The organism is Acutalibacter sp. (assembly GCF_056800975.1).
On record NZ_JBQISV010000033.1, the window covers coordinates 1 to 22,117 of the forward strand.

Annotated in this window: 26 protein-coding genes; 25 read left to right on the top strand and 1 reads right to left on the bottom strand. The window is 63.3% G+C overall.

Annotation, left to right across the window (positions count from 1 at the left end; all coding sequences use genetic code 11):
- Nucleotides 1-360 precede the first annotated feature (360 nt).
- From ACTO5E_RS05365 to ACTO5E_RS05455, 19 genes are all read left to right on the top strand, one after another.
- The gene (locus ACTO5E_RS05365; RefSeq protein WP_482302230.1) at nucleotides 361-732 is read left to right on the top strand and encodes a hypothetical protein; all 372 of its coding nucleotides are present in this window, start codon (nucleotides 361-363) and stop codon (nucleotides 730-732) included.
- A 10-nt stretch (nucleotides 733-742) separates the two neighbouring features.
- Nucleotides 743-1,072, top strand: a complete 330-nt coding sequence (locus ACTO5E_RS05370) for a hypothetical protein (protein WP_482302231.1) — start codon at nucleotides 743-745, stop codon at nucleotides 1,070-1,072.
- Entirely contained in the window at nucleotides 1,059-1,736 is a 678-nt protein-coding gene (locus tag ACTO5E_RS05375; protein ID WP_482302232.1) for a hypothetical protein, read from the top strand. Before ACTO5E_RS05370 ends, ACTO5E_RS05375 begins: the two co-directional genes overlap by 14 nt.
- Nucleotides 1,737-1,848: 112 nt before the next feature.
- Nucleotides 1,849-2,364: a LysM peptidoglycan-binding domain-containing protein gene (locus ACTO5E_RS05380; RefSeq protein WP_482302234.1), complete on the top strand. Its 516-nt coding sequence runs from the start codon at nucleotides 1,849-1,851 to the stop codon at nucleotides 2,362-2,364.
- Nucleotides 2,361-3,266 (top strand): hypothetical protein, encoded by a 906-nt coding sequence (locus ACTO5E_RS05385; RefSeq protein ID WP_482302235.1) that lies wholly within the window; start codon nucleotides 2,361-2,363, stop codon nucleotides 3,264-3,266. The genes ACTO5E_RS05380 and ACTO5E_RS05385 overlap by 4 nt, the downstream gene beginning before the upstream one ends.
- The gene (locus tag ACTO5E_RS05390; RefSeq protein ID WP_482302236.1) at nucleotides 3,250-3,579 is read left to right on the top strand and encodes a hypothetical protein; all 330 of its coding nucleotides are present in this window, start codon (nucleotides 3,250-3,252) and stop codon (nucleotides 3,577-3,579) included. The genes ACTO5E_RS05385 and ACTO5E_RS05390 overlap by 17 nt, the downstream gene beginning before the upstream one ends.
- The gene (locus ACTO5E_RS05395) at nucleotides 3,579-3,911 is read left to right on the top strand and encodes a histidine kinase (RefSeq protein WP_482302238.1); all 333 of its coding nucleotides are present in this window, start codon (nucleotides 3,579-3,581) and stop codon (nucleotides 3,909-3,911) included. The genes ACTO5E_RS05390 and ACTO5E_RS05395 overlap by 1 nt, the downstream gene beginning before the upstream one ends.
- The gene (locus ACTO5E_RS05400; RefSeq protein WP_482302240.1) at nucleotides 3,898-4,962 is read left to right on the top strand and encodes a baseplate J/gp47 family protein; all 1,065 of its coding nucleotides are present in this window, start codon (nucleotides 3,898-3,900) and stop codon (nucleotides 4,960-4,962) included. Before ACTO5E_RS05395 ends, ACTO5E_RS05400 begins: the two co-directional genes overlap by 14 nt.
- Nucleotides 4,959-5,420 (top strand): hypothetical protein, encoded by a 462-nt coding sequence (locus ACTO5E_RS05405; RefSeq protein ID WP_482302242.1) that lies wholly within the window; start codon nucleotides 4,959-4,961, stop codon nucleotides 5,418-5,420. Before ACTO5E_RS05400 ends, ACTO5E_RS05405 begins: the two co-directional genes overlap by 4 nt.
- Before the next feature lie 184 nt (nucleotides 5,421-5,604).
- On the top strand, nucleotides 5,605-6,747 hold the full coding sequence (locus tag ACTO5E_RS05410; RefSeq protein ID WP_482302243.1) for a D-alanyl-D-alanine carboxypeptidase family protein: 1,143 nt from the start codon (nucleotides 5,605-5,607) through the stop codon (nucleotides 6,745-6,747).
- A gap of 154 nt (nucleotides 6,748-6,901) precedes the next feature.
- On the top strand, nucleotides 6,902-8,242 hold the full coding sequence (locus ACTO5E_RS05415) for a glucose-6-phosphate isomerase (RefSeq protein WP_482302245.1): 1,341 nt from the start codon (nucleotides 6,902-6,904) through the stop codon (nucleotides 8,240-8,242).
- A 63-nt stretch (nucleotides 8,243-8,305) separates the two neighbouring features.
- Entirely contained in the window at nucleotides 8,306-8,719 is a 414-nt protein-coding gene (locus ACTO5E_RS05420; protein ID WP_482302246.1) for a hypothetical protein, read from the top strand.
- A 230-nt stretch (nucleotides 8,720-8,949) separates the two neighbouring features.
- Nucleotides 8,950-9,444, top strand: coding sequence for a YceD family protein (locus ACTO5E_RS05425; RefSeq protein ID WP_482302248.1), 495 nt, complete (start codon nucleotides 8,950-8,952; stop codon nucleotides 9,442-9,444).
- 38 nt (nucleotides 9,445-9,482) lie between these two features.
- Nucleotides 9,483-9,665: a 50S ribosomal protein L32 gene (gene rpmF / locus ACTO5E_RS05430; protein WP_482302250.1), complete on the top strand. Its 183-nt coding sequence runs from the start codon at nucleotides 9,483-9,485 to the stop codon at nucleotides 9,663-9,665.
- A gap of 372 nt (nucleotides 9,666-10,037) precedes the next feature.
- Nucleotides 10,038-11,390: a DUF512 domain-containing protein gene (locus tag ACTO5E_RS05435; RefSeq protein WP_482302252.1), complete on the top strand. Its 1,353-nt coding sequence runs from the start codon at nucleotides 10,038-10,040 to the stop codon at nucleotides 11,388-11,390.
- 480 nt (nucleotides 11,391-11,870) lie between these two features.
- Complete coding sequence (gene der / locus ACTO5E_RS05440; RefSeq protein WP_482302253.1) at nucleotides 11,871-13,193, top strand: ribosome biogenesis GTPase Der; 1,323 nt, start codon at nucleotides 11,871-11,873, stop codon at nucleotides 13,191-13,193.
- A gap of 309 nt (nucleotides 13,194-13,502) precedes the next feature.
- Nucleotides 13,503-14,207 (top strand): glycerol-3-phosphate acyltransferase, encoded by a 705-nt coding sequence (locus ACTO5E_RS05445; RefSeq protein ID WP_482302255.1) that lies wholly within the window; start codon nucleotides 13,503-13,505, stop codon nucleotides 14,205-14,207.
- A 78-nt stretch (nucleotides 14,208-14,285) separates the two neighbouring features.
- Nucleotides 14,286-15,272 carry an NUDIX domain-containing protein gene (locus ACTO5E_RS05450; protein WP_482302257.1) on the top strand — a complete coding sequence of 329 codons (987 nt, stop codon included), beginning with the start codon at nucleotides 14,286-14,288 and terminating at the stop codon, nucleotides 15,270-15,272.
- Nucleotides 15,273-15,322: 50 nt separating this feature from the next.
- The gene (locus ACTO5E_RS05455; RefSeq protein WP_482302258.1) at nucleotides 15,323-15,793 is read left to right on the top strand and encodes an NUDIX domain-containing protein; all 471 of its coding nucleotides are present in this window, start codon (nucleotides 15,323-15,325) and stop codon (nucleotides 15,791-15,793) included.
- 189 nt (nucleotides 15,794-15,982) lie between these two features.
- On the opposite strand, the gene erm is transcribed toward ACTO5E_RS05455, so the two are convergent.
- Nucleotides 15,983-16,834, bottom strand: coding sequence for a 23S ribosomal RNA methyltransferase Erm (erm, locus tag ACTO5E_RS05460; RefSeq protein WP_482302260.1), 852 nt, complete (start codon nucleotides 16,832-16,834; stop codon nucleotides 15,983-15,985).
- 481 nt (nucleotides 16,835-17,315) lie between these two features.
- Between erm and infC the strand changes: the two genes are divergently transcribed.
- The 6 genes from infC to topA form a co-directional block, all read left to right on the top strand.
- The gene (infC, locus tag ACTO5E_RS05465; protein WP_482302268.1) at nucleotides 17,316-17,834 is read left to right on the top strand and encodes a translation initiation factor IF-3; all 519 of its coding nucleotides are present in this window, start codon (nucleotides 17,316-17,318) and stop codon (nucleotides 17,832-17,834) included.
- A 41-nt stretch (nucleotides 17,835-17,875) separates the two neighbouring features.
- A complete protein-coding gene (gene rpmI, locus ACTO5E_RS05470; protein WP_066539144.1) occupies nucleotides 17,876-18,079 on the top strand; it encodes a 50S ribosomal protein L35 in 204 nt (67 codons plus the stop codon).
- A gap of 83 nt (nucleotides 18,080-18,162) precedes the next feature.
- Nucleotides 18,163-18,516, top strand: coding sequence for a 50S ribosomal protein L20 (gene rplT, locus ACTO5E_RS05475; RefSeq protein ID WP_482302262.1), 354 nt, complete (start codon nucleotides 18,163-18,165; stop codon nucleotides 18,514-18,516).
- A gap of 122 nt (nucleotides 18,517-18,638) precedes the next feature.
- Entirely contained in the window at nucleotides 18,639-19,445 is an 807-nt protein-coding gene (locus ACTO5E_RS05480) for a TrmH family RNA methyltransferase (RefSeq protein WP_482302263.1), read from the top strand.
- A gap of 2 nt (nucleotides 19,446-19,447) precedes the next feature.
- Complete coding sequence (locus ACTO5E_RS05485; protein WP_482302265.1) at nucleotides 19,448-20,692, top strand: DNA-processing protein DprA; 1,245 nt, start codon at nucleotides 19,448-19,450, stop codon at nucleotides 20,690-20,692.
- Nucleotides 20,693-20,712: 20 nt separating this feature from the next.
- On the top strand, nucleotides 20,713-22,117 hold a 1,405-nt coding region (topA, locus tag ACTO5E_RS05490; RefSeq protein WP_482302267.1), incomplete at its 3' end, for a type I DNA topoisomerase.

Here is a 22,117-nt window from a genome sequence, read left to right on the forward strand (position 1 = left end):
AATTATAGAGAGATTCCAGCTGTTCAGCGGCGAGGCTTTGGACGGGAGCGACCCAGGGCAAGCCAGTCAAAAAAAGCAGCGCGACCCCTGTAACCGATTACCAAAAAATAGACGGGCTGAGGCGGGCCGGGGAGCCCGCTTCATAAGCCCCGCTATCTGAGAGGTTGCCAATGAGATTGGATGCGGAGCGAATTACAGAAAGATTCCGACTGTTCAGCGGCAAGGCTTCGGACGGGAGCGGCCCAGGGGCAAGCCAGTCAAAAAAAGCAGCGCGACCCCTGTAACCGACTAACCAAATATAGACGGGCTGGGGCGGGCCGGGAGCCCGATTCATAAGCCCCGATATCTGAGAGGTTGCCCATGAAATTGAATGCAGAGCGAATTATAGAAAGATTCCGGCTGTTCAGCGGCGAGGCTTTGGACGGGAGCGACCCGGACCGGGACGCTCTTTGCCGGGCATTGTGCGGGGACTGCGCCCGCTGGGTAGAGGAGAGCCTGCGGGAGGACCCGGGGGAGGAGCCTCTGCCTGGGGCGGAGGCGTTGGCGGCTGCGGAAGCCTTTGCCCAGCTGGCCCTGGCCGACCAGGCAGGGAGCCCGGAGAGCGTAAGCACCCCGGAGCTGAAGCTGCAGCAGGGCAGCCGGGCCAGGTACGCGGCGGCCCTGGCCCAGGAGAAACGCCGGGCAGCGGCGCACCTGCTGCGGGAGGAGCATTTCTATTTTGGAGAGGCATAGGAGGCGCAGAATGAAGGACCAGTCAAAAAGAATTTACCGGCGGGCGGCGGAGGCTGTGGTGGCCCGCCAGGACGGCACAACGGGGCAGGCCAGAGGCCTGGTGGTCCGGCTGTGGGGGAAAGCGGACAGCCTGACCTCCGGAGAACGCCATGTCAGCGGCCTGCTGGAAAGCCCGCTGTATGTGTTCACCGGCTGGGCGGAGGAGGCCCAGCCCGGGGACGTCTTAGAGCAGGAGGGCAGGCGTTATACCATATTAAAGGCAGGCAGGCTGGTGGTGGGCGGGCTGACAGTAGCCGCCCGGCTGCTGCTGGAAGGACAGGTGACGGATGACAGCGTATGAGCTTTTGACCGCCCTGCTGAAGGAACTGCCTCAGGCAGTGCCCGGGGTGGACTTTCAGGAGGCCTACGGGCCGTCCCCGGCTCCCCGGCGGCGGGAGCGGCCCCTGGTCGCCGGCCAGGTGGAGAAGGAGAGCCTGGCCGGTGAGGACTGGTCGGCAGCGCTGGGGTTCACGGTGTATCTGCCCGGCGGGGAAAAGCCGGGCCGGGCCTTGGAGATTGCCCGGGCAGTGGCCGGCGCGGCGGCAAAAAGCCAGCCCCTGCTGATTCAGGCCCAGACAGGGGCGGTGGCGCAGGAGAAGGCCCTGGGCGGGCTGACGCTGGGGTGCAGTCTTTATTTTTCCACAGGCAGCGGGAACGCCTCCGGAGGAAAGGCCAGATACCAGGTCCACATAAACGGGCAGGAGTACACGGTCACCGGCTGGAAGGAGACCGTGGGAGGCAGCGGAAAAGCTTACACTGCCATCGGAGAGGAGGAGCCCTTCTACCGCAGGCGGAACCAGGAGTACACCCTGGAGCTGCAGGGCCTGCGCCCCGGGCTGGCGGGGGTAGAGGGCTTTACCCTGCGGCTGGGGGACGGCCCCTGGCTTTACAGCGGGTGCCGCTGGAAGAGCATGACCGCCGCCGGTACGGCCACAGCGGTGGCCGGTGTAAGGACAAAAGTATAAGACAGCGGGAAAGGAGAATGAGATGGAGAGCCTGGAACGGACTGAGGAGCTGAGCAGGGAGCTTGAGCGGGACAGCCGGCGTTATCCGGCCCGACTGTAAGGGGGGAGAGGAATGCGTTTGATGACCATGCGCTTCAAGGGCTATACCTGGCAGGTGAACCCCACCTCGTTACAGGTGGCCTGCGCCCGCAGCGTAAAAGAGACGCCCCTGCCCTTTGCGGGGGGCCTGACCGTGGACCTGGGGCTGAAAAAGCGGCGGGTGTCCGGCGAGGGATATTTTGTGGGGGCGGACTGCATGGACCAGTGGAGGCGGCTGGAGGAGGTATTTGCCCAGGGCGGGCCGGGGAGCCTGCAGCTGCCCGGGCAGGAGCCCTTTTTCGCGGTGATGGACAGCCTGGGGCTGCTGGGCCAGGAGGGGCCGGAGCTGGTGCGCTACAGCTTCTCCTTTGCCGAGCACCGGGCGGGAGAACGCTGGCAGGGCCAGGGCAGGCATCTGGCCCTGGCCGGAGAGAGCCTTTGGGACTATGCGGGCCGGTATGGCTGGGACATGGAGGCCTTGAGAAAAGCCAACCTGCACATCAGGGACATTGCGGAGCTGAGCCAGGGAGAGGAGGTGTTTTCCCCGTGACCTATTGGGGTGTGCTGAAGAACGGCGGCGAGCTGCTTTTGGGTGAGCCGGAGGAGGCGGTGCTCTCCTATGACCGGGAGGCCCCCGCCGACCAGCTGAAGGCCGTGTTCCCCGCCTGCCGGCTGTGGGAGGAGCTGACCGAGGTGCTGGTATACGATGGGGGACAGGGGGTCTTCCGGGGTATTGTAGACGAGCAGAACACCAGGCTGAGCGAGGCGGGGCTGTCCACAGAGCTGGTCTGCCGCAGCCGGGAGGCCCTGCTGCTGGACAACGAAGCGGAGCCCCGGCCCATCCGAAGCCCCTCCCTGGAGACGCTGCGCAGCCGCCTGTTAGAGCCCCTGGGGCTGACCCGGGTCACCGGGAGCATGGAGCCTGCGCGGGGTGAGCTGACAGTGGAAAAGGGCAGCTCCTGCTGGCAGGTGCTGGCGGAGTTTTGCCGGACCTGCCTGGGCACAGAGCCCTATGTGGACTTTGACGGCACAGTGTGCTGTCAGGGCAGGCCGCCCCGGCGGCTGGCCCTGGACCGGGTGGTCTCGGCCCAGGTGAGCCGTCTGCCCTGCAAGCGGCTGAGCGCGGTGTGGAAGCAGGGCTTTCGGGGCGGCTACGACGCTGTGTACACCGACCCGGAGGCAGGCCTGCCCCGGCGGCGGTATCTCAGCGCCCAAAGCGGCAAAGACCCCCGGGCCGTGCTGGACGAGGCCCGGCAGGCCGGCTTTGGGCTGACAGTCACCTGCGCCGGCAGCTGGTGGCCGCCCCATGGTTGTCTGGCGGATGTGGAAATCCCCCAGGCAGGGCGGTTCAGCGGGCGCCCGGTGCGTCAGGCGGTGTACTGCCGGGACAGAAACGGAGAGCGCACCAGGTTTGTGCTGGAAGGAGGGAGCGCAAATGTGGCTGACAGGTAAGCTGGGGGAGCAAAAAGGCCTGCGGCTCACCAGCGGGCCGGTGGAGAACGGAACAGGCTTTGCCGTGTGTACGGACAGCCGGCATGAGAGCCCCGGGCAGCTGTTCCCCTACGGGTTTGCCAGCAGCCCCGAGGAGGGCCGGGAGGCGGTGATGCTGGGGGGCTACTGCGCGGGCCTGGCCAACGCCCCCGCCGGGGACCTGGAAGCGGGAGAGGTGCGGCTGTACTCTGCGGGGGGCGCGGAGATTCTGCTGCGGAACAACGGCCAGGTGGTAATCAACGGCCAGGTGTTTGAGCCGGGAGGAGGCGCGTGATGGACACAAAACTGAAAAACGGCGGCTATGTGCTGGGGTCAAACGGCCTGCCGGAGACCGTGGAGGGCCAGGCGGAGCTTCTGCAATATGCCCGGCTGCGGCTGGTCATGCGCCGGGGGAGCCTCCCCTATAACCGGGAGCTGGGCAGCGGCCTGTGGCAGTGGAGCCGGGAGGAGCCCAAGGCGGAGGACCGGGCCCTGGCCCTTGCCAACGAGGCCCTGCTGGGCCTGCCGGGGGTGCGGGCCAAAGGGGTGCGGCTGACAGAGAGGGGGGCGGCGTTCACCATTGCCACCCCCTTGGGAGAGGAGGAGATGGAGCTTGGAGAGCTATGAGAGCATTCTGGAACGGATGCGCCGGACCTATACGGAAAAAAGCGGCTGGATTCCGGAGGAGGTTTCTGACACAGGGCTGAAGCTGCAGGTGCTGGCCGGAGAGCTCTACCGCCTGCAGGCGCGGGTAGAGTGGCTGAAGCGGCAGGCGTTCCCCCAAACGGCGGACGGGGCGCAGCTGGACCTGCACGGGGCCCAGCGGGGGGTGGTCCGGCGGGAGGCCCAAAGGGCCGCGGGAACTCTGTCCTTTTGCCGGTATATCCCCCTGAGCTTTGACCTGGTCATCCCCAAAGGGACGGTGTGCGCCTCTTACGGAGAGGAGGCGGTGGAGTATGAAACCATACAGGAGGGGGTGCTCGCCCCGGGGGAGGTGGCGGTGGATATCCCCGCCCAGGCGGTGGAGGGCGGCGCAAAGGGCAACGCCGCCGCCAGCTATATCAATACTCTGGTGTCAGAGGTCAACGGCGTGAATTATGTGGTGAACACAGCGGCCTTTACCGGCGGCCTGGACCCGGAGGCGGACGAGGCCTACCGGGAACGCATCCTGGAGTCCTACCGGCTCGCCGGCCAGACCGGCAGCGCGGTGTGGTACGAGGCCCTGGCTCTGGAGCAGGAGGGCGTGGGCAGCGCCCAGGCCGTGCCCCGAGAGGAGGGCCCCGGCACTGTGGCCGTGTATGTCTGGGGAGACGGCGCGGCCCCCGCCGCCGGGGTCCTGTCCGGCCTGACCGAAAAGCTGAACCAGGAGCGGGAGGTGGGAGTGACCGTGACAGTCAAGGCGGCAGCCGTCAAGAAGATTGGGGTGATGGGCTTTTTGGAGGTAAGGCCCGGCGCGGTGTTCGACCAGGCCAGAGACCGGGCCCTGGCAGCGGTGACCGCCTGGTTTGCCCGGAGGAAAATCGGGGACCCGGTGTATCTGGGGGACCTGAGCCGGGTGATTTTAGAGGCGGACCCGGCCATCAGCCAGGTGACCTTCAACACCGCCACCAAAGCCCACGCCGCCACAGCCGGCGTGCTGCCCACCCTGGGCGGCGCCATCCTGAGCGAGGCCTCATGACCGGCGGGGAGCATATGGCCCGGCTGCTGCGGGCCACAGGGCTTTACACCCTGCCCGGGGACAGCCCGGCAGACTGGGAGCTGGACGCCCTGGCGGCAGGCCTTGAAATCCTGGAGGAGGCCGCGGCCGGGCTGGAAGAGGAGCTGTTTCTTCTGACAGCCCCGGCGCGGCGGCTGGTAGAGTGGGAGAAGCTGTTCCGCTCCCAGTCCAGCGGGGCCGGGCTGACAGTGCGCCGCATGGCCGCCGCCAAGGCGCTGGGGGCGCGGTTCGAGAGGCCCTCCCTGAGGGCGATTCAGGAGAACGTGCTGCCCGCCGCGGGGGTACTGGGCACGGTGCAGGAGGAAGGGGGGAAGCTGGCCGTGTCCGGGTCCCTGCAGGGGGTGACTCTGAAGGAGGCGAAAAGGCTGCTGGACCGGCTGCTGCCTGCCCATATGGAGTGGGAGCTGACCGTCCTGTGACATAAACGGGAAACCATCACAAGCAAGACCATAAAACGCGGTCCAGGTGTGTCGTGCGCCTGGGCCGCGTTTTTTTGTTTGCCAAAAGCCCCGCCCCCGCCGCCGGCCTCTGTCCGGCATGGCGGGCGCAAAACCGTCATATACTATTGCGAAGCATTCTATACTTTCAGAAAGGGTGACCGTGATGAAAAAATACTGGACCCTCCCCGCCCTGCTCCTGGCCGCGCTGCTGTGCCTGCCGGTGCTCCCCTCCCTCCCGGCCCGGGGCGAGGAGCCGGACGTCTCCGCCCCTGCCGCCGTGCTGATGGAGGCAGGCGCCGGCAAGGTGCTCTATGAGAAAAACGCCCACGAGCAGCGTCCCTGCGCCTCCATCACCAAGGTAATGACCCTCTGCCTCACCTTCGAGGCCATCGAGGCCGGGCAGCTCTCCATGGGCGACATGCTCTCCGCCTCCGCCCACGCAGCTTCTATGGGCGGGTCCGACATCTGGCTGAAGGAGGGGGAGCAGATGTGCGTAGACGACCTGATCAAGGCCACGGTGATTATGAGCGCCAACGACGCCGCCGTGGTGCTGGCCGAGAACGTGTCCGGCAGCGAGGAGGCCTTTGTGGCCCGCATGAACCAGCGGGCTCAGGAGCTGGGCATGAAGGAGACCACCTTTAAAAACTGCAACGGCCTAGACGAGGAGGGCCATGTCACCAGCGCCTACGACGTGGCCCTGATGAGCCGCGAGCTGCTCACTCACCCCAAAATCACCGGCTACACCCTCACCTGGATCGACTATGTGCGGGACGGAGCCACCCAGCTGGTAAACACCAACAAGCTCATCCGCAGCTATCAGGGCATTACCGGGCTGAAGACGGGAACCACCTCCCAGGCGGGCAGCTGCATCACCGCCACAGCGGAGCGGAACGGCCTGCGGCTTATTGCGGTGGTGCTGGGGGCCTCCAGCACCGACGACCGCTTTAAAGACGCGGCGGCGCTGCTGGACTACGGCTTCGGCGGCTGGTCCGTGACCGTGCCCCAGTCTCCCCAGCTGGACCCCGCGCCGGTGCGGGGCGGCATGGAAGAGTCGGTGGGGGCAAGGGCCGGGGCCATGCCGGAGATCCTGCTGCCCGCGGCGGAGCAGGGCCAGGTAGAGGAGAAGATCACCTGGCGCGAGGGCCTGACCGCCCCCATTGAGGAGGGGGAGGTCATCGGCAAAATCACCTACACCGCCGGGGGCCAGGCGGTGGCCCAGGTAGACATCACCGCGGCAGGGGAGGTGCGGGAGATCACCTTCCGTTCCGGCTTCCTCTATCTGCTGGGGGGGCTGCTGGGTCTGTAGAGGGGCAAAAGCGGCGGGAATGAGAAAAAATGTTTCAATTTGGAAACCGGCCTTGAAAAATGCCGCAACTTATTGTACAATAGAGGCGTAGACCGTTCATCACACCGGGCGGGGGCTTCAGCGGCCCGCCGGAACGCGTAAAGGAGTTTTGAAAATGCCGCTAAAATTGGAGGACAGGTATTTAAAGGGCTTCGTCTCTCAGCATGAGCTGGACCAGGCGCAGCCCCAGGTAGAGGCCGCCGCCCAGCTGCTCATGTCAGGCAAGGGCGCGGGCAGTGATTTTCTGGGCTGGGTCACCCTGCCCGAGGACTATGACAAGGAGGAGTTCGCCCGCATCAAGGCAGCGGCCCAGCGGGTCAAGGAGAATTCCCAGGTGTTTGTGGTCATCGGCATCGGCGGCTCCTATCTGGGGGCCCGGGCGGCCATTGAGTTCCTCAAGTCCGATAAGTACAACGCCCTGCCCAAAAACACCCCCGACATCTATTTTGCCGGGAACTCCATCAGCTCCACCGCCCTGCAGGAGCTGGCGACTATCTGCGAGGGCAAAGACGTCTCCATCAACATGATCTCCAAGTCCGGCACCACCACCGAGCCCGCCATCGCCTTCCGGGTGTTCCGCGAGCTGCTGGAAAAGAAGTACGGCAAAGAGGGGGCCCGCGAGCGCATCTTCTGCACCACCGACCGGCAGAAGGGCACCCTGAAGCAGCTGGCCGACAAAGAGGGCTACGAGACCTTTGTGGTGCCCGACGACGTGGGCGGCCGCTTCTCTGTGCTCACCGCTGTGGGCCTGCTGCCCATTGCCGTGGCCGGCTGCGATATCGATGCCCTGATGGCCGGCGCCCGCAAGGCCATGAAGGCCTACACCAGCCCCATTCTGGCAGAGAACGACTGCTATAAGTACGCCGCCCTGCGCAACATCCTCTACCGCAAGGGCAAAACGGTGGAGGTCATGGTGAGCTACGAGCCCTGCTGCGCCATGATGAACGAGTGGTGGAAGCAGCTTTACGGCGAGAGCGAGGGCAAGGACCAGAAGGGCCTGTTCCCGGCCAGCGTGGTGTTCTCCACAGACCTGCACTCTCTGGGCCAGTATATTCAGGACGGCTCCCGCCAGCTGTTCGAGACCGTGGTGCACCTGGACGCCCCCAAGCACCAGCTCACTTTGGGCAAGGACCCCACGGATGTGGACGGCCTGAACTATCTGGAGGGCCGCACCATGGACTTTGTCAACGAGAAGGCCTTTGAGGGCACGGTTCTGGCCCACAACGACGGCGGCGTGCCCAACATGGTGCTGCATGTGGCCGACTTCAGCGAAGACAGCCTGGGCCAGCTCATCTATTTCTTCGAGAAGGCCTGCGCCATCTCCGGCTATCTGCTGGGGGTCAACCCCTTTGACCAGCCCGGGGTGGAGAGCTACAAAAAGAACATGTTCGCCCTGCTGGGCAAGCCCGGCTATGAGGACCAGAAGGCCGCTTTGGAGGCAAGGCTGAACGGTTAATCCGCCAAAAGCGGCGGGGCCCGCTCCGCCGTGGGAATAATTCAAATGTAAAGGAGAGTTCAAATGGTTACTCTTTTGACTGGAAAAAAAGGCTCTGGCAAGACCAAAAAGCTCATCGAGCTGGTAAACGCCGCTCTCGAAAAGTCCAACGGCAATGTGGTGGTCATCGAGAAGGGCCAGCAGATGACCTTCAACATCCCCTACGCCGCCCGTCTGGTAGATTCCGACGCCTATGACGTCCAGGGGCCCGAGGCCCTGCTGGGCTTTGTCAGCGGCATTTGCGCGGGCAACTACGACGTGACGGACATCTTTGTGGACTCCACCCTGAAGATCACCGGCACCGGCGCCGAGGTCTGCGACCGTCTGGTGTCCGGGTTCAAAAAGCTCAGCGCCTCTGCGGACACCAACATTGTGCTCTCCATCTCCGCGGCGGAGGAGGACATCCCCGCCGGCGTGGCGGACTGCGTGCTGAAATAAAAGCCTGCGTCCCAATCAAACGGCTGCAATATCCCATTGCGCAGGCTTTAACAGGCCCAAGGAGAAGCGGGGGCGGCGGGGGCCGGGCAAAGGCCTCTGTGCCGCGCCCGCTTTGCTGCCGGCAGGGCATACGGCATATTTTGTGGCTGAGGGGCCGCTATCTTCCATAAATAGCTTGACAAACGCCCTGCCAGCGGTTATAATCATTTGGTACGGCATGAGGTGTCATTATGGTGATTGATTTAAAGCGTTTTTTTCAGGCGGACGGCGTAGAAGAGGCAGTCCGCTGCGGGCTGGACTTTTCCGGGGTGGAATTGGGCGGTGCCAAGCCGTTTTGTGCGCCCGTTGAGGTAGAGGCCCGGCTGAAAAGCTTTGCCGGCTCGGTGGCCATGGAGGAGCGGGTAAGCTTTCGTCTTACCATGCCCTGCGACCGCTGCGCGGCGGTTTTCACCAGAGACTATGCCCAGAGCTATACCCACACCCTGGTTCGGGAGACCCAGGGGGAGGAGGATGGCCAGCTGGTGCTTGTGCCAGAGGAAAAGCTGGACCTTCAGGAATTGGTTCTGGAGGACCTGCTGCTGGACATGCCCGGGCAGTTTCTCTGCAAAGAGGATTGCAAGGGGCTGTGCCACCTCTGCGGCAAGGACCTGAACGAGGGCCCCTGCGCCTGCGGGGAGCCTGCCACAGACCCCCGGCTGGAGGTCCTGCGGCAATTATTGCAGTAAAATCTTTTTATTCCAATATAGATGAGGAGGTGCTGAAAATGGCGGTACCCAAGAGAAAGCTGTCCAGTGCCAGAAAGAACAAGCGGCGCTCCAATGTGTGGAAGCTGCAGCTTCCCGCTCTGACCAGATGCTCGGAGTGCGGCAGCTACAAGGCCCCCCACCGGGTGTGCCCCACCTGCGGCTTCTACAATGGCCGTAAGGTGATTGAGGTGGAGCAGTAAGCCGGAGAGCGATGCGCACCAGGAGAAAGAAAAAAGGGAAAGCCTGCCTGGCACTGCCACGCTGCGGGCTCTCCCTTTTTTCTTTAGGGCTTGTTTGAAAATAGAGGAAATGACGGATTTTTGACCAGAGGAGGTCCATTTCAAGGAGAAGAACCGATGTAGTTCGCTGCGCTAACTACATCAATCTCGCGGTTGACGAGGATTTTCGACACAGAAATCGGCCTCCTCTGGGCAAAAAGACGGCGTTTTCAATTTTTCAAGCAAGACCTAGAAGCCCAGACGGACATTTTCCGTGAGAGTGAAAACAGGCGCGGCCCCTGGCCTTTTGCCTGCGCCGTCCGTTTTTATGAAAAAATAATGGGGGGAAAAGTCATGGTCACAATTACAGGGGTAGAGCCCGGCAGCCGGGCCCAGCGGGCAGGGGTCCTGCCCGGCGATCAGCTTGCCGGCATCAACGGCCACCCCATTGCCGATGTGCTGGACTACCGCTTTTATGAGACCGAGAGGGAGCTGCGGCTGACGCTTCTGCGCAACGGAACCGAGCATATTGTGGAGCTGGCCAAGCCCCAATACGCCTCCCTGGGCCTGGAATTCGACACCTACCTGATGGACCGCCAGCGTTCCTGCCGGAACCGGTGCGTGTTCTGCTTTATCGACCAGCTCCCCAAGGGCCTGCGAAAAACCCTGTATTTTAAAGACGACGACGACCGGCTGAGCTTTCTGTTTGGCAACTACATCACCCTCACCAATATTGACGACAGAGAGATCGACCGCATTCTGCAAATGCACATCAGCCCCATCAATGTCTCGGTGCACACCATGGACCCGGCCCTGCGCTGCAAAATGATGGGCAACCGCTTTGCCGGCCAGGCCCTTCGCCACCTGTACCGGCTGGCGGAGGGGGGCGTCAGCCTCAACTGTCAGATCGTCCTCTGTCCCGGCCTGAACGACGGCGCGGCGCTGGAATTCACCCTCCAAAAGCTGTGCGCCCTGGGGGACAGCCTGCAAAGCGCGGCCTGTGTGCCCGTGGGGCTCACCCGCTGGCGGCAGGGCCTGTACCCCCTGCAGCCCTACGACCAGGCAGGGGCAAACGAGGCCCTCTCTACGATCGAACGCTTTGGCGAACAGTGCAAAAGCCAGCGGGGAGCCCGCACCGTGTACGCCTCAGACGAGCTGTATCTTCTGGCTGGCCGCGAGCTGCCCCCGGCAGAGTTCTATGAGGACTTCCCCCAGATCGAAAACGGCGTGGGGATGCTGCGGGACCTGGAGGCGGGCTTTCTATGGGGACTGGAGGACCTGAGCCCCCTGCCAGAGCCCCGCTGGGTGACCATTCCCACCGGCGAGGGGGTCTACCCCTTTCTCAATAAGATGCTTGACGTACTGCGAAAAAAGTGTCATAATTTAAGAGTAGACCTTATCCCCATCCGCAACGACTTTTTTGGGGGCACGGTGAACGTCACCGGGCTGCTCACCGGGCAAGACCTCTGCGCCCAGCTGGCAGGCCGGGAGCTGGGGGACCAGCTGCTGCTGGCGGGGAACATGATGAAGGCCGGGGAGGATATTTTCCTGGACGATATGACGTTGGAGGAGCTCTCAAAGAAGCTGGACCGGCCTGCGGTGCGGGTAGGGGGGACAGGGGAGGACCTGCTGGCGGCGATTCTGGGGCAGGAGCAGCCCAATCAAGGCGGGCAGAACCCATACGAAAGCAGCTGGGAGCACGCCTAAAGGCAAGCAAGTCATCGCACCCTCTAAGGCGGACAAAATCACGCGGTCCTCCGACTTGCACGGTGCGCACGACTTGCGCGGTGCGCAAGTCGCCGAGTTCGCGTTGCGAACTCTGGTGCGTTGAACCCTCTAAGGCAAGCATAATCGCGCGGTCCAGGGGCGTTAGGCCCCTGGCAGAGTCCAGGGACAGAGTCCTACGAGTTCACTTCGTGAACTCGGCCGCCGGAGGCGACCTTGACCTTGAACTTAGGCGGCGCAGACAGCAAAGGGGCGAGGTAGGAGTTCGCCCTCAAATCTCAGTACAGAACGGGGCAAAGCTGCGCCGCCGCACTTAGCGCGGTCGACCGCAGGGAGACCAGCGGCCTGCCCGCAGCCGGCAAATTCAAAGGCAGAACCTCTCCGCCCAAAGAAGCCACCCCCAAAAACTATAATCACAACACGCATATAGCAGCTACTATAAACTATCAAGGGGGCAGAAAAATGCCAAAACCCATTGTAGCCATTGTGGGCCGCCCCAATGTGGGCAAGTCCACCCTGTTCAACAAAATCGTGGGCAAACGCCTCTCCATTGTAGAGGACACCCCCGGCGTCACCCGGGACCGTATTTTTGGCGACGCCGAGTGGTGCGGGCGGACCTTCTCCCTGGTGGATACCGGGGGCCTTGAGCCTGCCTCCAAGGATATCCTGCTGAGCCAGATGCGCCAGCAGGCCCAAATCGCCATCGACTCGGCCAGCGCCATCATTCTGGTGACAGACCTGCGCTCCGGGGTCACCTCTACCGACCAGGAGGTGGCGGAGCTTCTGCTGAAAAGCGGCCGTCCCGTGGTGCTCTGCGTCAATAAATGCGACAGCGTCGGCGAGCCCCCTGCCGAGTTCTATGAGTTCTACAACCTGGGCCTGGGCGACCCGGTCATGGTCTCCTCTGTCCACGGCCACGGCACCGGCGACCTGCTGGACCGGGTGCTGGAATCCCTGCCCGAGCAGGACGAGGAGGAGCCCGAGGGGGAGCTCATCAAGGTGGCGGTCATCGGCAAGCCCAATGTGGGCAAGTCCTCTCTGGTGAACCGGGTGGCCGGCGAGAACCGCTGCATTGTCTCCGACATTGCCGGCACCACCCGGGACGCGGTGGACATGACCATTGAGAACCAGCACGGCCTGTTCACCTTTATCGACACGGCGGGGCTGCGGCGCAAGTCCAAGGTAGAGGACGCGGTGGAGTATTACAGCAATCTCCGGGCTGAGATGGCTGTGGAGCGGGCGGACGTGTGCGTCATCCTCATCGACGGCACCGTGGGCTTCACCGAGCAGGACAGCAAGGTGGCGGGCATTGCCCACGAGGCGGGCAAGGGCTGCATTGTGTGCGTAAACAAATGGGACGCGGTGGAGAAGGACGATAAAACCATGGAGCAAATGCGCCTGAAGCTGGCGGAGGACTTCTCCTTTATGAGCTACGCGCCCATTATTTTCATCTCCGCCAAAACCGGCCAGCGGCTGGACCGAATGTTTGAGCTGATTAAACTGGCGGCCATGAGCAACGCCATGCGGGTGACCACCGGGGCCCTGAACGATGTGCTGGCCCAGGCCACAGCCCGGGTGCAGCCCCCCACAGACAAGGGCCGGCGGCTGAAAATTTACTACATGACCCAGGCCAGCACCAAGCCCCCCACCTTCGTATGCTTCTGCAATGACCACGAGCTGTTCCACTACTCCTACCAGCGGTACATTGTCAACCGCATCCGAGAGACCTTCGGCCTGGAATGCACCCCAGTGCGGTTGATGATCCGCGACAAGCGTGACGCTTGACCCAATTCGCGTAGTCGCGCAAAGGACACGCGCTACCGGCATTTTATCGGAGAAGTTTCGCGTCGCGGTGGGAAAGCACAGCAGACCGAAACGTTGTTATAAGTAGCAGAATGAGCGCGTGACTGCCGTTAGATGTTCGTACTAACGTAACAGGCGTGACGAAAGTCCAGCGCTTGCGCTGGCGCGCCGCGGTGGGAAAGCACAGCAGACCGAAACGTTGTTTTAAGTAGTATAGTTGACGCGAGACTATCGCTAACTTTCCGCACCATGTAACAAGACGCGGTGAAAAAAGAAAAAAGGGTGATTAAAATGATTTGGAACCTGCCATTTGCTCTGGCCCTGTTGGGCTCCATACTTGTGGGCTACCTGCTGGGGGGGATTAACTGGGCTATCATTCTCACCCGCATCTATCAGAGAAAGGACATCCGTGACCAGGGCAGCGGCAACGCGGGCATGACCAATGTTCTGCGCAGCGTGGGCAAGCTGCCTGCCCTGCTGACCTTTGTGGGCGACTTTCTGAAAAACGTGGCGGCGGTCCTGCTGAGCCAGCTGATTACAAACAGCGTGCTTCTGGCCCTGATGAATACATCCCCCACCGGAGAGCAGCTGCAGGTGGCCCGCTATCTGGCAGGCGCGGCCTGCGTGGTGGGGCACATCTTCCCGGTGTACTACGGCTTCCGGGGAGGCAAGGGCATTGTGGCCGCAGCGGCCATGATCGCTCTGGCGGACTGGCGGGTGTTTTTGCTGGTCATCGCCACCTTTGGGGCGCTGTTCCTGTGGAAGAAGATCATCTCCCTGGCCTCTGTGGCCTGCGCGGCCCTGTACCCGGCATACACCTTTCTGGTGGTGTTCTTCCTGAACTACGCCAAGGGCTTTTGTTCGCTGGGCCAGCTCATCTTTGTCACCGGGACAGCGGCGTTCATCGGCGGGCTGGTGCTGTTCATGCACCGGGCCAACATCGGCCGGCTGCTCCGGGGCGAGGAGAAGCCCATCATCAAAGCCAAAAAGAGTTAACAAAAAATTTACAATTACACCCTCCTTATCTGTGGTATACTGGGAATCCATCCCAAAAACAACAAGGAGGGTTTTGCTATGGATTGTTCCTTTTTATCCCCCGAGGGCCGCTTCAACCTGCGGGTGGGGGCTGTCATCGTGCACAACGGCAGGCTTCTGGGCGTTCACGACCAGGAGAAGGATACCAGCGGCTTCCACTACCTGCCCGGGGGCCGGGTGCGCCTCCACGAGACCATGGAGCAGGCCCTGTGCCGGGAGCTCCAGGAGGAGCTGGGGGTCCAGGCCCGGGTGGTGCGGCCCTTGTGGCTGAGGGAGAGCCTTGACGGCGGCAGCGACCCAGCCGATCACGGGCTTGAGATGTACTTTCTCACAGAGCTGGACTGGCAGGCCCTGCCCAGCCTCACCGAGCCCTTCTCCCGGCCGGACACAGACGGCCAGTGGCATGGCTATCGCTGGCTGACTCTGGGCGGCTCCCCGGACTACATACACCCCGATTTTGTACAGAACAGCTTCCCCCATCTGCCGGAACGGCTCACCTTCGTCAGCGACAGGAACGGGAGTACCGCCCTGGGACCCGACTGCAAATTCAAAACGCCGGAGGGCCTGTTCAACTTCCGGGTGGCCGGGCTGTTCCTCCAAAAGGGCCGCCTGCTGGCCATGAAGGAGGACCGCATCGCCCACTGGTATCTGCCCGGGGGCCGGGTGCGCCTGCACGAGACCATGGAGCAGGCCCTCTGCCGGGAGCTCCAGGAGGAGCTGGGGGTCCAGGCCCGAGTGGTCCGCCCCCTGTGGCTGTGCGAGAGCTTCTTCTGGCTGAACGGAACCCCGGTGCACGAGCTGTGCCTGTACTTTCTGGCCTCTCTGGACTGGGAAAAGCTGCCCAGCCTGACAGAGAACTTCCGGCTGGCGGACACCGACGGAGACGAGCATCTTTTCACCTGGCTCACAGAGGAGCAGGTGCGCACCGGCCCCATCTACCCCCTGGTCATGCAGCAGTCCTGGCCACGCCTGCCGGAAAGCCTGACCCTGGCGACAGACCAGCGGGACCGGCATAAGGGGCCATAAGGACAGCGGCAAACAATCCCATTCATTTAAAAGAAAGGGGAGGGACTGGCATGAAGCCGGAATATTCCATAGACAAAACAGTGGGTGAGCCTGTGCCCGGGGCCGTCTATTCCCACCGGGAGGGCGCCTATCTCCTGGCCATGGAGGACGGCCTGCTGGCTGTGGCGGAGACCCCCAAGGGCTGGTTCCTCCCCGGAGGTGGTCTTGAGCCGGGGGAGAGCCACAAGGCCTGCATCCGCCGGGAGTGCCGGGAGGAGCTGGGCCGGGAGGCCCGGGTGGAGGAATATCTGGGCTGCGCCCAGGCCTGGCTCACCCACCCCCAAATCCCATACTTTCACCCAGTACAGTATTATTACACAGGCCAACTGGGTCCGGCCCTGGGGGAGCCCACAGAGCCGGACCACACCCTGCAGCTGACGCCGGCAGAGCAGGCGGTCCAAAGGCTGTACCTGGAGGCCCAGCGTTGGGCCGTGGAGAGGCTGCTGGAAAAGGACCGCGCCCGGCGATGCCCGTTGCTCTGAGTGCAGCGGCCGTACCCGTTCCTTCAGCCGCTGACCGCGCCCAACCGAAACCCGCAATATACTCAGCCATAGCCTCACCCGACTGCCCGCAATTCCCCCCCTTGCCACCGTCAAAATAACCACCGAAAGGCCTGGCACAAACCCCGTCCTTACAGGCCCAGAGCCAAATGCCTGCTTTTGACAGCTGGGTCAGCGGCCCTTTTTTGAAAACAACCCCAGCTCCCTTCCATATCGAAACAGGCAGAGCCATTGGACATATTTCAGGTTAGCGTCCTCTCCCGGCAGGGGCAGTCCCTCCCGGCGCAGCGCCGCCGCAATCTGCCGCTTGGTCAGCAGACTGCAAGGCCCCCGTTCCAGGCCCTGGTGCAAAAACCGCCGGAACGCCTCCCGCTGGCCCAGAGGCAGGTCGGGCCGGGGCCTGAGCCGCAGCTCCAGCAGAGCGGCGTCCACCCGGGGACTGGGGTGGAACTGGGCGCGGGGAATCACAGCCGCCACCCGCAGCTGAAAAAAGGGGGCCAGGCTCATAGCCGCCAGACCGGCCCTGCCCTGAAAGCGCAGGGCGGCTCCCCGCTCCACCACCAGCCAGGCAGCCAGCGGGGGCGGGGCCGCGCCGGTGAGACGGCGGAGAATGTCCGTGGTGCGGGAGAAGGGGATGTTGGCAAACACCTTATAGGGTCCCCGGGGCAGGGGCATGGCCAGAAAGTCCCCCTCCACCAGCCGCAAGCGGGGCTCTCCGGCAAAACGCTCCCGCAGGCGGGCGCATAGGGCAGGGTCCAGCTCCGCGGCCAGCACCTGGCGGCACCGGGGCAGCAGCTCCCGGGTGATGTGCCCCTTGCCCGGGCCAATCTCCACCACCAGGTCCTGGGGGCCGATATCCGTCTGGGCCAGCAGCCGGCGGATGACCGTGCCGCTGGTAAGAAAATTCTGGCTGACAGATAGGGGCGGCTCAGGAGCATACCGGCCCCGGTTTATCTTTGGCGGCTGGGAACGCCCGGCTCCATAGGAACAGCCGGAGCGGTCATGCTTATGATTTTTGGGCATGAAAAAAGCACCTCTTTCGCTGAAATTGGCCGAAAGAAGGGCACAGCAAAGCAGCCGTTGGCGGAGTCCGCCGCCAGGGAATTTTGCCGGACCCTTATTCGTTCCTCAACCTCAAAGCAAAAGAAGTGCACATAATCCGGTTTCTTGCCTCCTGATTACGCCGGGGCGCGCCCGGCTGTTTACAGACTACAGTGTAACCCATGCGGGGGGCTTTGTCAAGCCTTTTTTTCCATTCCCCGCCCAAAGGGCTTGACAAAGCCCCTGGGCTGTAGTATAATCGACCATGGAAAAGGAAGTGGAGTTCTGCCTCTTGCAGGGTCTCCCACCCGTGCGGTACACCGTCACAGGTCAATATGGCTTTCAGAAGGCCCCATAAACAGGGCTGCTTCTGACATATTGCTCTGCGGGCGGGTTCTCCGTCCGCTTTTTCCTTTTGTGATCGGTAAGGTTTGAGGATATCTCTTGATGGAGGTGCTGAACTATTAGCAGCAAGGAGCTACAGATCAACGAGCAGATCCGGGACAAGGAGCTCCGGGTCATTGATTCCGACGGCTCGCAGCTGGGCATTATGCCCGCGAAAAAGGCCATGGAGCTGGCAGAGCAGAAGAATCTGGACCTGGTGAAGATCGCCCCCCAGGCCACCCCGCCTGTATGCAAGATCATCGATTACGGCAAGTTCCGGTTCGAGCAGAGCAAGCGGGAAAAGGAGCAGCGGAAGAACCAGCGGGTGGTGGAGATCAAAGAGGTGCGGCTGTCGCTGAACATTGACACCCACGACTTTGAGACCAAGAAGAACCACGCGGTCCGCTTTATCGCAGAGGGCAACAAGGTGAAGGCGTCCATCCGCTTCCGGGGCCGGGAGATGGGCCACCCGGAGCTGGGCCAGGACATTATGCGCCGTTTTGCCGAGGCCATGGCCGAGGTGGCCAACGTGGAGCGCCAGCCCAAGCTGGAGGGCCGCACCATGCTGATGTTCCTTGTGCCAAAGCCCGTAAAATAAGGCCCGCCCCTGCGGGCCATAAAACCTAAGGAGGAATAAATATGCCGAAGCTCAAAACACATAGCGGCGCAAAAAAGCGCTTCAAGCTCTCCAAAAACGGAAAGGTGATCCGCGCCCACGCGTTCACCAGCCATCTGTTCAACGGCCATGGCAAGACCCCCAAGGTCAAGCGCCACGCCCGGGGCACCACGGTTACCGACAAGACCAACACAGCCGCGGTCAAGCGGATGCTGCCCTATAAATAAGCCCAAAACAGACCGGAGCAAGGGTTTTTGTGAAAAAAAGAGCTGAATGAAGCCGGCGTCCGCCGGGAAAGGATTGAGAAGAAATGGCTAGAGTAAAGGGCGCGCTGATGACGCGCAAGAGAAGAAAAAAGGTACTGAAGCTGGCAAAGGGCTACTGGGGTTCCAAAAGTCGGCATTTTAAAATGGCCAAACAGGCCGTCATGAAGTCCGGCAACTATGCTTATATTGGCCGCAAGCAGCGCAAGCGGGACTTCCGCCAGCTGTGGATTACCCGCATCTCCGCTGGCTGCCGCATGAACGGCATGAACTATTCCACCTTTATGAACGGCATGAAAAAGGCGGGCGTCACCCTGAACCGGAAGATGCTTTCCGAGATCGCCATTGCCGACCCCCAGGGCTTTACTGCGCTGGTAGAAAAGGCAAAGGCCGCGCTGTAAAAGCGGACAGAGCCCGGGCGAAACCTGCCGGATCAATTTGCAAATCACGCCTGAGGCAGAGCTGCCTTGGGCGTTTCCCATTGCAGCGGGACAGAGAGCGCGCCAGAAGGGAGGCGGTAAAATTGAAATATGAAATCATCGCCAGCCGCCGCAGCCCCACGGCGCGTAAGGCCGCGGCGCTGGGCTCCTCAGCCCGGGCCCGTCGGGAGAGCGGGCTCTTTCTCTGCGAGGGCGCGCGCCTTTGCCAGGACGCGGCCCTTTCCGGGCTGGAGATCCAAGCCTGCTTCTTCACCCCCGAGGCCTTGGAGAAGTACAGGGAATACCTGACCCCCCTCCTTCAGGCAGCGGACAAGGCATATCAGATCGAGCCCCCGGTGGCCCAGCTGCTGGCTGACACGAAAACGCCCCAGGGGGTGTTCTGCGTGTGCCGCCGCCCCCAGGGACTGGCAGGGGAGGCCGGGCTGGAGGATGGCCCTCCCTGCCTGGTGCTGGAAAACCTCCAGGACCCGGGGAATCTGGGGACCATTCTGCGCACGGCAGAGGCCCTGGGGCAGTTCCGGGTCTTTCTCCTGGGGGACTGCTGCGACCCCCTGTCCCCCAAGGCCCTGCGTGCCTCCATGGGGGCGGTGTTCCGGCTGGGGCTCTCCACGGTGTCCTCAGCCCAGCGGCTGTTTGCCCTGCTGCGGGGCCAGGGCTACATGTCCCACGGGGCGGTGCCCCACCCAAACGCCCGCCCGGTGACAGAGGTAGACTTCCGCCGCGGCAGGCACAGCGTGTTGATTGGCAACGAGGGCAGCGGCCTGACGGCGGAGGCCGCCGGGCTCTGCGACAGCCTGGTGACCATCCCCATGAAAGGCCGGGCGGAGTCCCTGAACGCGGCGGCGGCAGCCACTGTGCTGCTGTGGGAGCTGGCGAGAGGAGGCCGCTGAGCATGGATAACACGGTGTTCTGGCTGTGGCTGCAAAACGCCTTCGGAGAGGGCAGCGGCGTCCCCTGGCATATCTATCAAAGCTACCCCGGCGGACTGGAAGGCTTTTACCGGGCAGGGGCCGGGGGCTGGCGGACCCTGGACTATATCACCCCAAGACATATGGAGGCCCTTACCGCCTTTCCGCCCCAGGCTGCGCTGGCCCGGCTGGAATACGCCCTGCGGCTGGGCTGGGGCGTGCTCACGCCGGAGAGTGAGAAATATCCCCCAGGCTTAAGGAATATTTCTGACCCTCCTGCGGTACTGTATACACAGGGTGACCTGAGCCTGCTGTCCGGCAAGCCCTGGGTGGCGGTGGCCGGGGCCCGCAAGGCCGGAGAGGCCGGTCTGGCCGCGGCCAGAGAGCTGGGCCAGGGGCTGTCCTCCGCCGGGGCGGTGGTGGTCAGCGGCATGGCTCCCGGCGCGGACAACGCCGCCATTGAGGGCGCGCTGATGGCCGGGGGCCGCACGGTCACGGTTATGCCCGTGGACCTTTCCAGCCCCTATCAGGCCAAAAACGCCGCCTTGCGCCGCCGCCAGCTGAGAATGGGCGGCGCACTCCTCTCCGAGTATTTTTCCCAGCGGACCCCGGCCCAGGGCGGGTTTCATCTGCGCAACCGGCTCATCACCGGCATGTGCCAGGCCGTGGTGCTGGTGCAGGTGGGGGAGAAGAGCGGCAGCATGATCTATGCCCGCCACGCCGCCAAGCAGGGCCGGCGGCTGTTTGTCTACCCCGGCCCCCCAGGGGACCCGGCCTATACCGGCAGCCGCAGGCTGCTGGCCGAAGGGGCCGCGCCCATCGCCCGGGGCTGGGAGCTGTTCGAGCAGTGGCCCCAGCTGTTCGGCGTGTCCCCGGCTTCCCCTCCTGCGCAGGGAGAGCCGCCCCAACCGGCTCCCTTCCCCGGGCACAGGCCCGAGAAAAACAGGCCGGCCCCTCAGGGGCCTCCGGCGGCGTTCCCACCCCATCCCCCCAGGACGAGGGGAGAGGCGGTTTTGCAGGACGCCGGCGTTCCGGCAGCCACCGGGTCAAGGGAGGAGCAGGTGCTGGCCGCGCTGGAAAACCGGAGCCGGACCGTGGAGGAGCTGGCCGACGCCACCGGCATGCCGGCCGGCACGCTGCTGACTCTGCTGGCCCGAATGGAGCTGGCGGGCCAGGTGGAGCAGGGTCCGGGCAGACGCTATGCCCGGGCAGGCTCCCGAGAATATTGAATGAGGTAAAGGATAGGATTATGTCGAAATTAGTGATTGTGGAGTCGCCCTCCAAGGCGAAGACCATACAGAAATATCTGGGTCCCGACTACAAGGTGGTGGCCTCCATGGGCCATGTGCGGGACCTGCCCAAGGCCAGGCTCTGCGTGGACGTGAAGGACCATTTCAAGCCCAAATACACCATTATCAAGGGCAAAGAGCAGCTGGTGAAGGACCTGAAAGCCGCTGCCGCCGACGCGGACGGGGTGCTGCTGGCCACGGACCCGGACCGGGAGGGCGAAGCCATCTCCTGGCATCTGGCATACATTTTAAAGCTGGACGAGGACGCCCCGGACCGGGTGACCTTTAACGAGATCACCAAAACCGGGGTGGCCGAGGGCATGGCCCATCCCCGCACCATTGACATGGACCTGGTAAACGCCCAGCAGGCCCGGCGCATTCTGGACCGGCTGGTGGGCTACACCCTCAGCCCCTTTCTGGTCAAGACCATCCGCAAGGGGCTCTCCGCGGGCCGGGTGCAGTCTGTGGCCGTGCGGATGATTGTGGACCGGGAGGAGGAGATCCGCGCCTTTGTGCCCAAGGAGTATTGGAGCATCGACGCCCGGCTCACCGCCCCGCCCTCCCGGTCCCTGTTCCCCGCCGCCTTTTACGGCGACGCAAACGGAGAAATTGAGATCACCTCCGGCGGGCAGGCCGACGGCATTCTCAAAGAGCTGGAGAACGAGGACTTTGTGGTGGGCCCGGTGAAAAAGGGCAGGCGCAGCCGCCAGCCCGCGCCCCCCTTCATCACGTCGACCCTGCAGCAGGAGGCCAGCCGCAAGCTGGGCTTTCAGGCCTACCGCACCATGCGGGCCGCTCAGGAGCTGTATGAGGGCGTGGACATCGAGGGCCAGGGGGCCGTGGGCCTCATCACCTACATGCGTACCGACTCCCTGCGCATCTCAGAGGACGCCATCCGGGACGCGGCCCAGTTTATCGAGGGCCGCTGGGGGGAGAAATACCTGCCTCCCAAGCCCCGGCATTTCAAGTCCCGGGCCAATGCCCAGGACGGCCACGAGGCCATCCGTCCCTCCACCATCAGCCTGACCCCCGAGCAGGTCAAGGACTCCCTGACCCCGGACCAGTATAAGCTCTACAAGCTCATCTGGGAGCGTTTCCTGTCCAGCCAGATGGCCAACTGTGTGCTCAACACCACCCAGGCCAATATTCTGGCGGGAAAATATATTTTCAAGGCCAGCGGCTTCCATGTGGCCTTCGACGGCTTCACCGCCCTGTATGAGGAGAGCAAGGACGAGGAGGAGAAGGCCGGCAAGGACCTGCCCCCCCTGGAGGAGGGCATGAAGCTGAAGGTCCGGGAGCTGAAGGGGAGCCAGCACTTCACCCAGCCCCCACCCCGCTACACCGAGGCCTCCCTTATCAAAACCC

Excerpts from the sequence above, each read along its gene's own strand:
- ACTO5E_RS05370 (WP_482302231.1), top strand. The coding sequence starts at position 743 with ATGAAGGACCAGTCAAAAAGAATTTACCGGCGGGCGGCGGAGGCTGTG.
- ACTO5E_RS05415 (WP_482302245.1), top strand. The coding sequence starts at position 6,902 with ATGCCGCTAAAATTGGAGGACAGGTATTTAAAGGGCTTCGTCTCTCAG.
- der (WP_482302253.1), top strand. The coding sequence starts at position 11,871 with ATGCCAAAACCCATTGTAGCCATTGTGGGCCGCCCCAATGTGGGCAAG.
- ACTO5E_RS05420 (WP_482302246.1), top strand. The coding sequence starts at position 8,306 with ATGGTTACTCTTTTGACTGGAAAAAAAGGCTCTGGCAAGACCAAAAAG.
- ACTO5E_RS05485 (WP_482302265.1), top strand. The coding sequence starts at position 19,448 with ATGGATAACACGGTGTTCTGGCTGTGGCTGCAAAACGCCTTCGGAGAG.
- ACTO5E_RS05395 (WP_482302238.1), top strand. The coding sequence starts at position 3,579 with ATGGACACAAAACTGAAAAACGGCGGCTATGTGCTGGGGTCAAACGGC.
- ACTO5E_RS05380 (WP_482302234.1), top strand. The coding sequence starts at position 1,849 with ATGCGTTTGATGACCATGCGCTTCAAGGGCTATACCTGGCAGGTGAAC.
- ACTO5E_RS05445 (WP_482302255.1), top strand. The coding sequence starts at position 13,503 with ATGATTTGGAACCTGCCATTTGCTCTGGCCCTGTTGGGCTCCATACTT.
- ACTO5E_RS05450 (WP_482302257.1), top strand. The coding sequence starts at position 14,286 with ATGGATTGTTCCTTTTTATCCCCCGAGGGCCGCTTCAACCTGCGGGTG.
- ACTO5E_RS05425 (WP_482302248.1), top strand. The coding sequence starts at position 8,950 with ATGGTGATTGATTTAAAGCGTTTTTTTCAGGCGGACGGCGTAGAAGAG.
- ACTO5E_RS05365 (WP_482302230.1), top strand. The coding sequence starts at position 361 with ATGAAATTGAATGCAGAGCGAATTATAGAAAGATTCCGGCTGTTCAGC.
- ACTO5E_RS05390 (WP_482302236.1), top strand. The coding sequence starts at position 3,250 with ATGTGGCTGACAGGTAAGCTGGGGGAGCAAAAAGGCCTGCGGCTCACC.
- ACTO5E_RS05410 (WP_482302243.1), top strand. The coding sequence starts at position 5,605 with ATGAAAAAATACTGGACCCTCCCCGCCCTGCTCCTGGCCGCGCTGCTG.
- rpmF (WP_482302250.1), top strand. The coding sequence starts at position 9,483 with ATGGCGGTACCCAAGAGAAAGCTGTCCAGTGCCAGAAAGAACAAGCGG.
- ACTO5E_RS05435 (WP_482302252.1), top strand. The coding sequence starts at position 10,038 with ATGGTCACAATTACAGGGGTAGAGCCCGGCAGCCGGGCCCAGCGGGCA.
- ACTO5E_RS05375 (WP_482302232.1), top strand. The coding sequence starts at position 1,059 with ATGACAGCGTATGAGCTTTTGACCGCCCTGCTGAAGGAACTGCCTCAG.
- rplT (WP_482302262.1), top strand. The coding sequence starts at position 18,163 with ATGGCTAGAGTAAAGGGCGCGCTGATGACGCGCAAGAGAAGAAAAAAG.
- ACTO5E_RS05455 (WP_482302258.1), top strand. The coding sequence starts at position 15,323 with ATGAAGCCGGAATATTCCATAGACAAAACAGTGGGTGAGCCTGTGCCC.
- erm (WP_482302260.1), bottom strand. The coding sequence starts at position 16,834 with ATGCCCAAAAATCATAAGCATGACCGCTCCGGCTGTTCCTATGGAGCC.
- ACTO5E_RS05405 (WP_482302242.1), top strand. The coding sequence starts at position 4,959 with ATGACCGGCGGGGAGCATATGGCCCGGCTGCTGCGGGCCACAGGGCTT.
- rpmI (WP_066539144.1), top strand. The coding sequence starts at position 17,876 with ATGCCGAAGCTCAAAACACATAGCGGCGCAAAAAAGCGCTTCAAGCTC.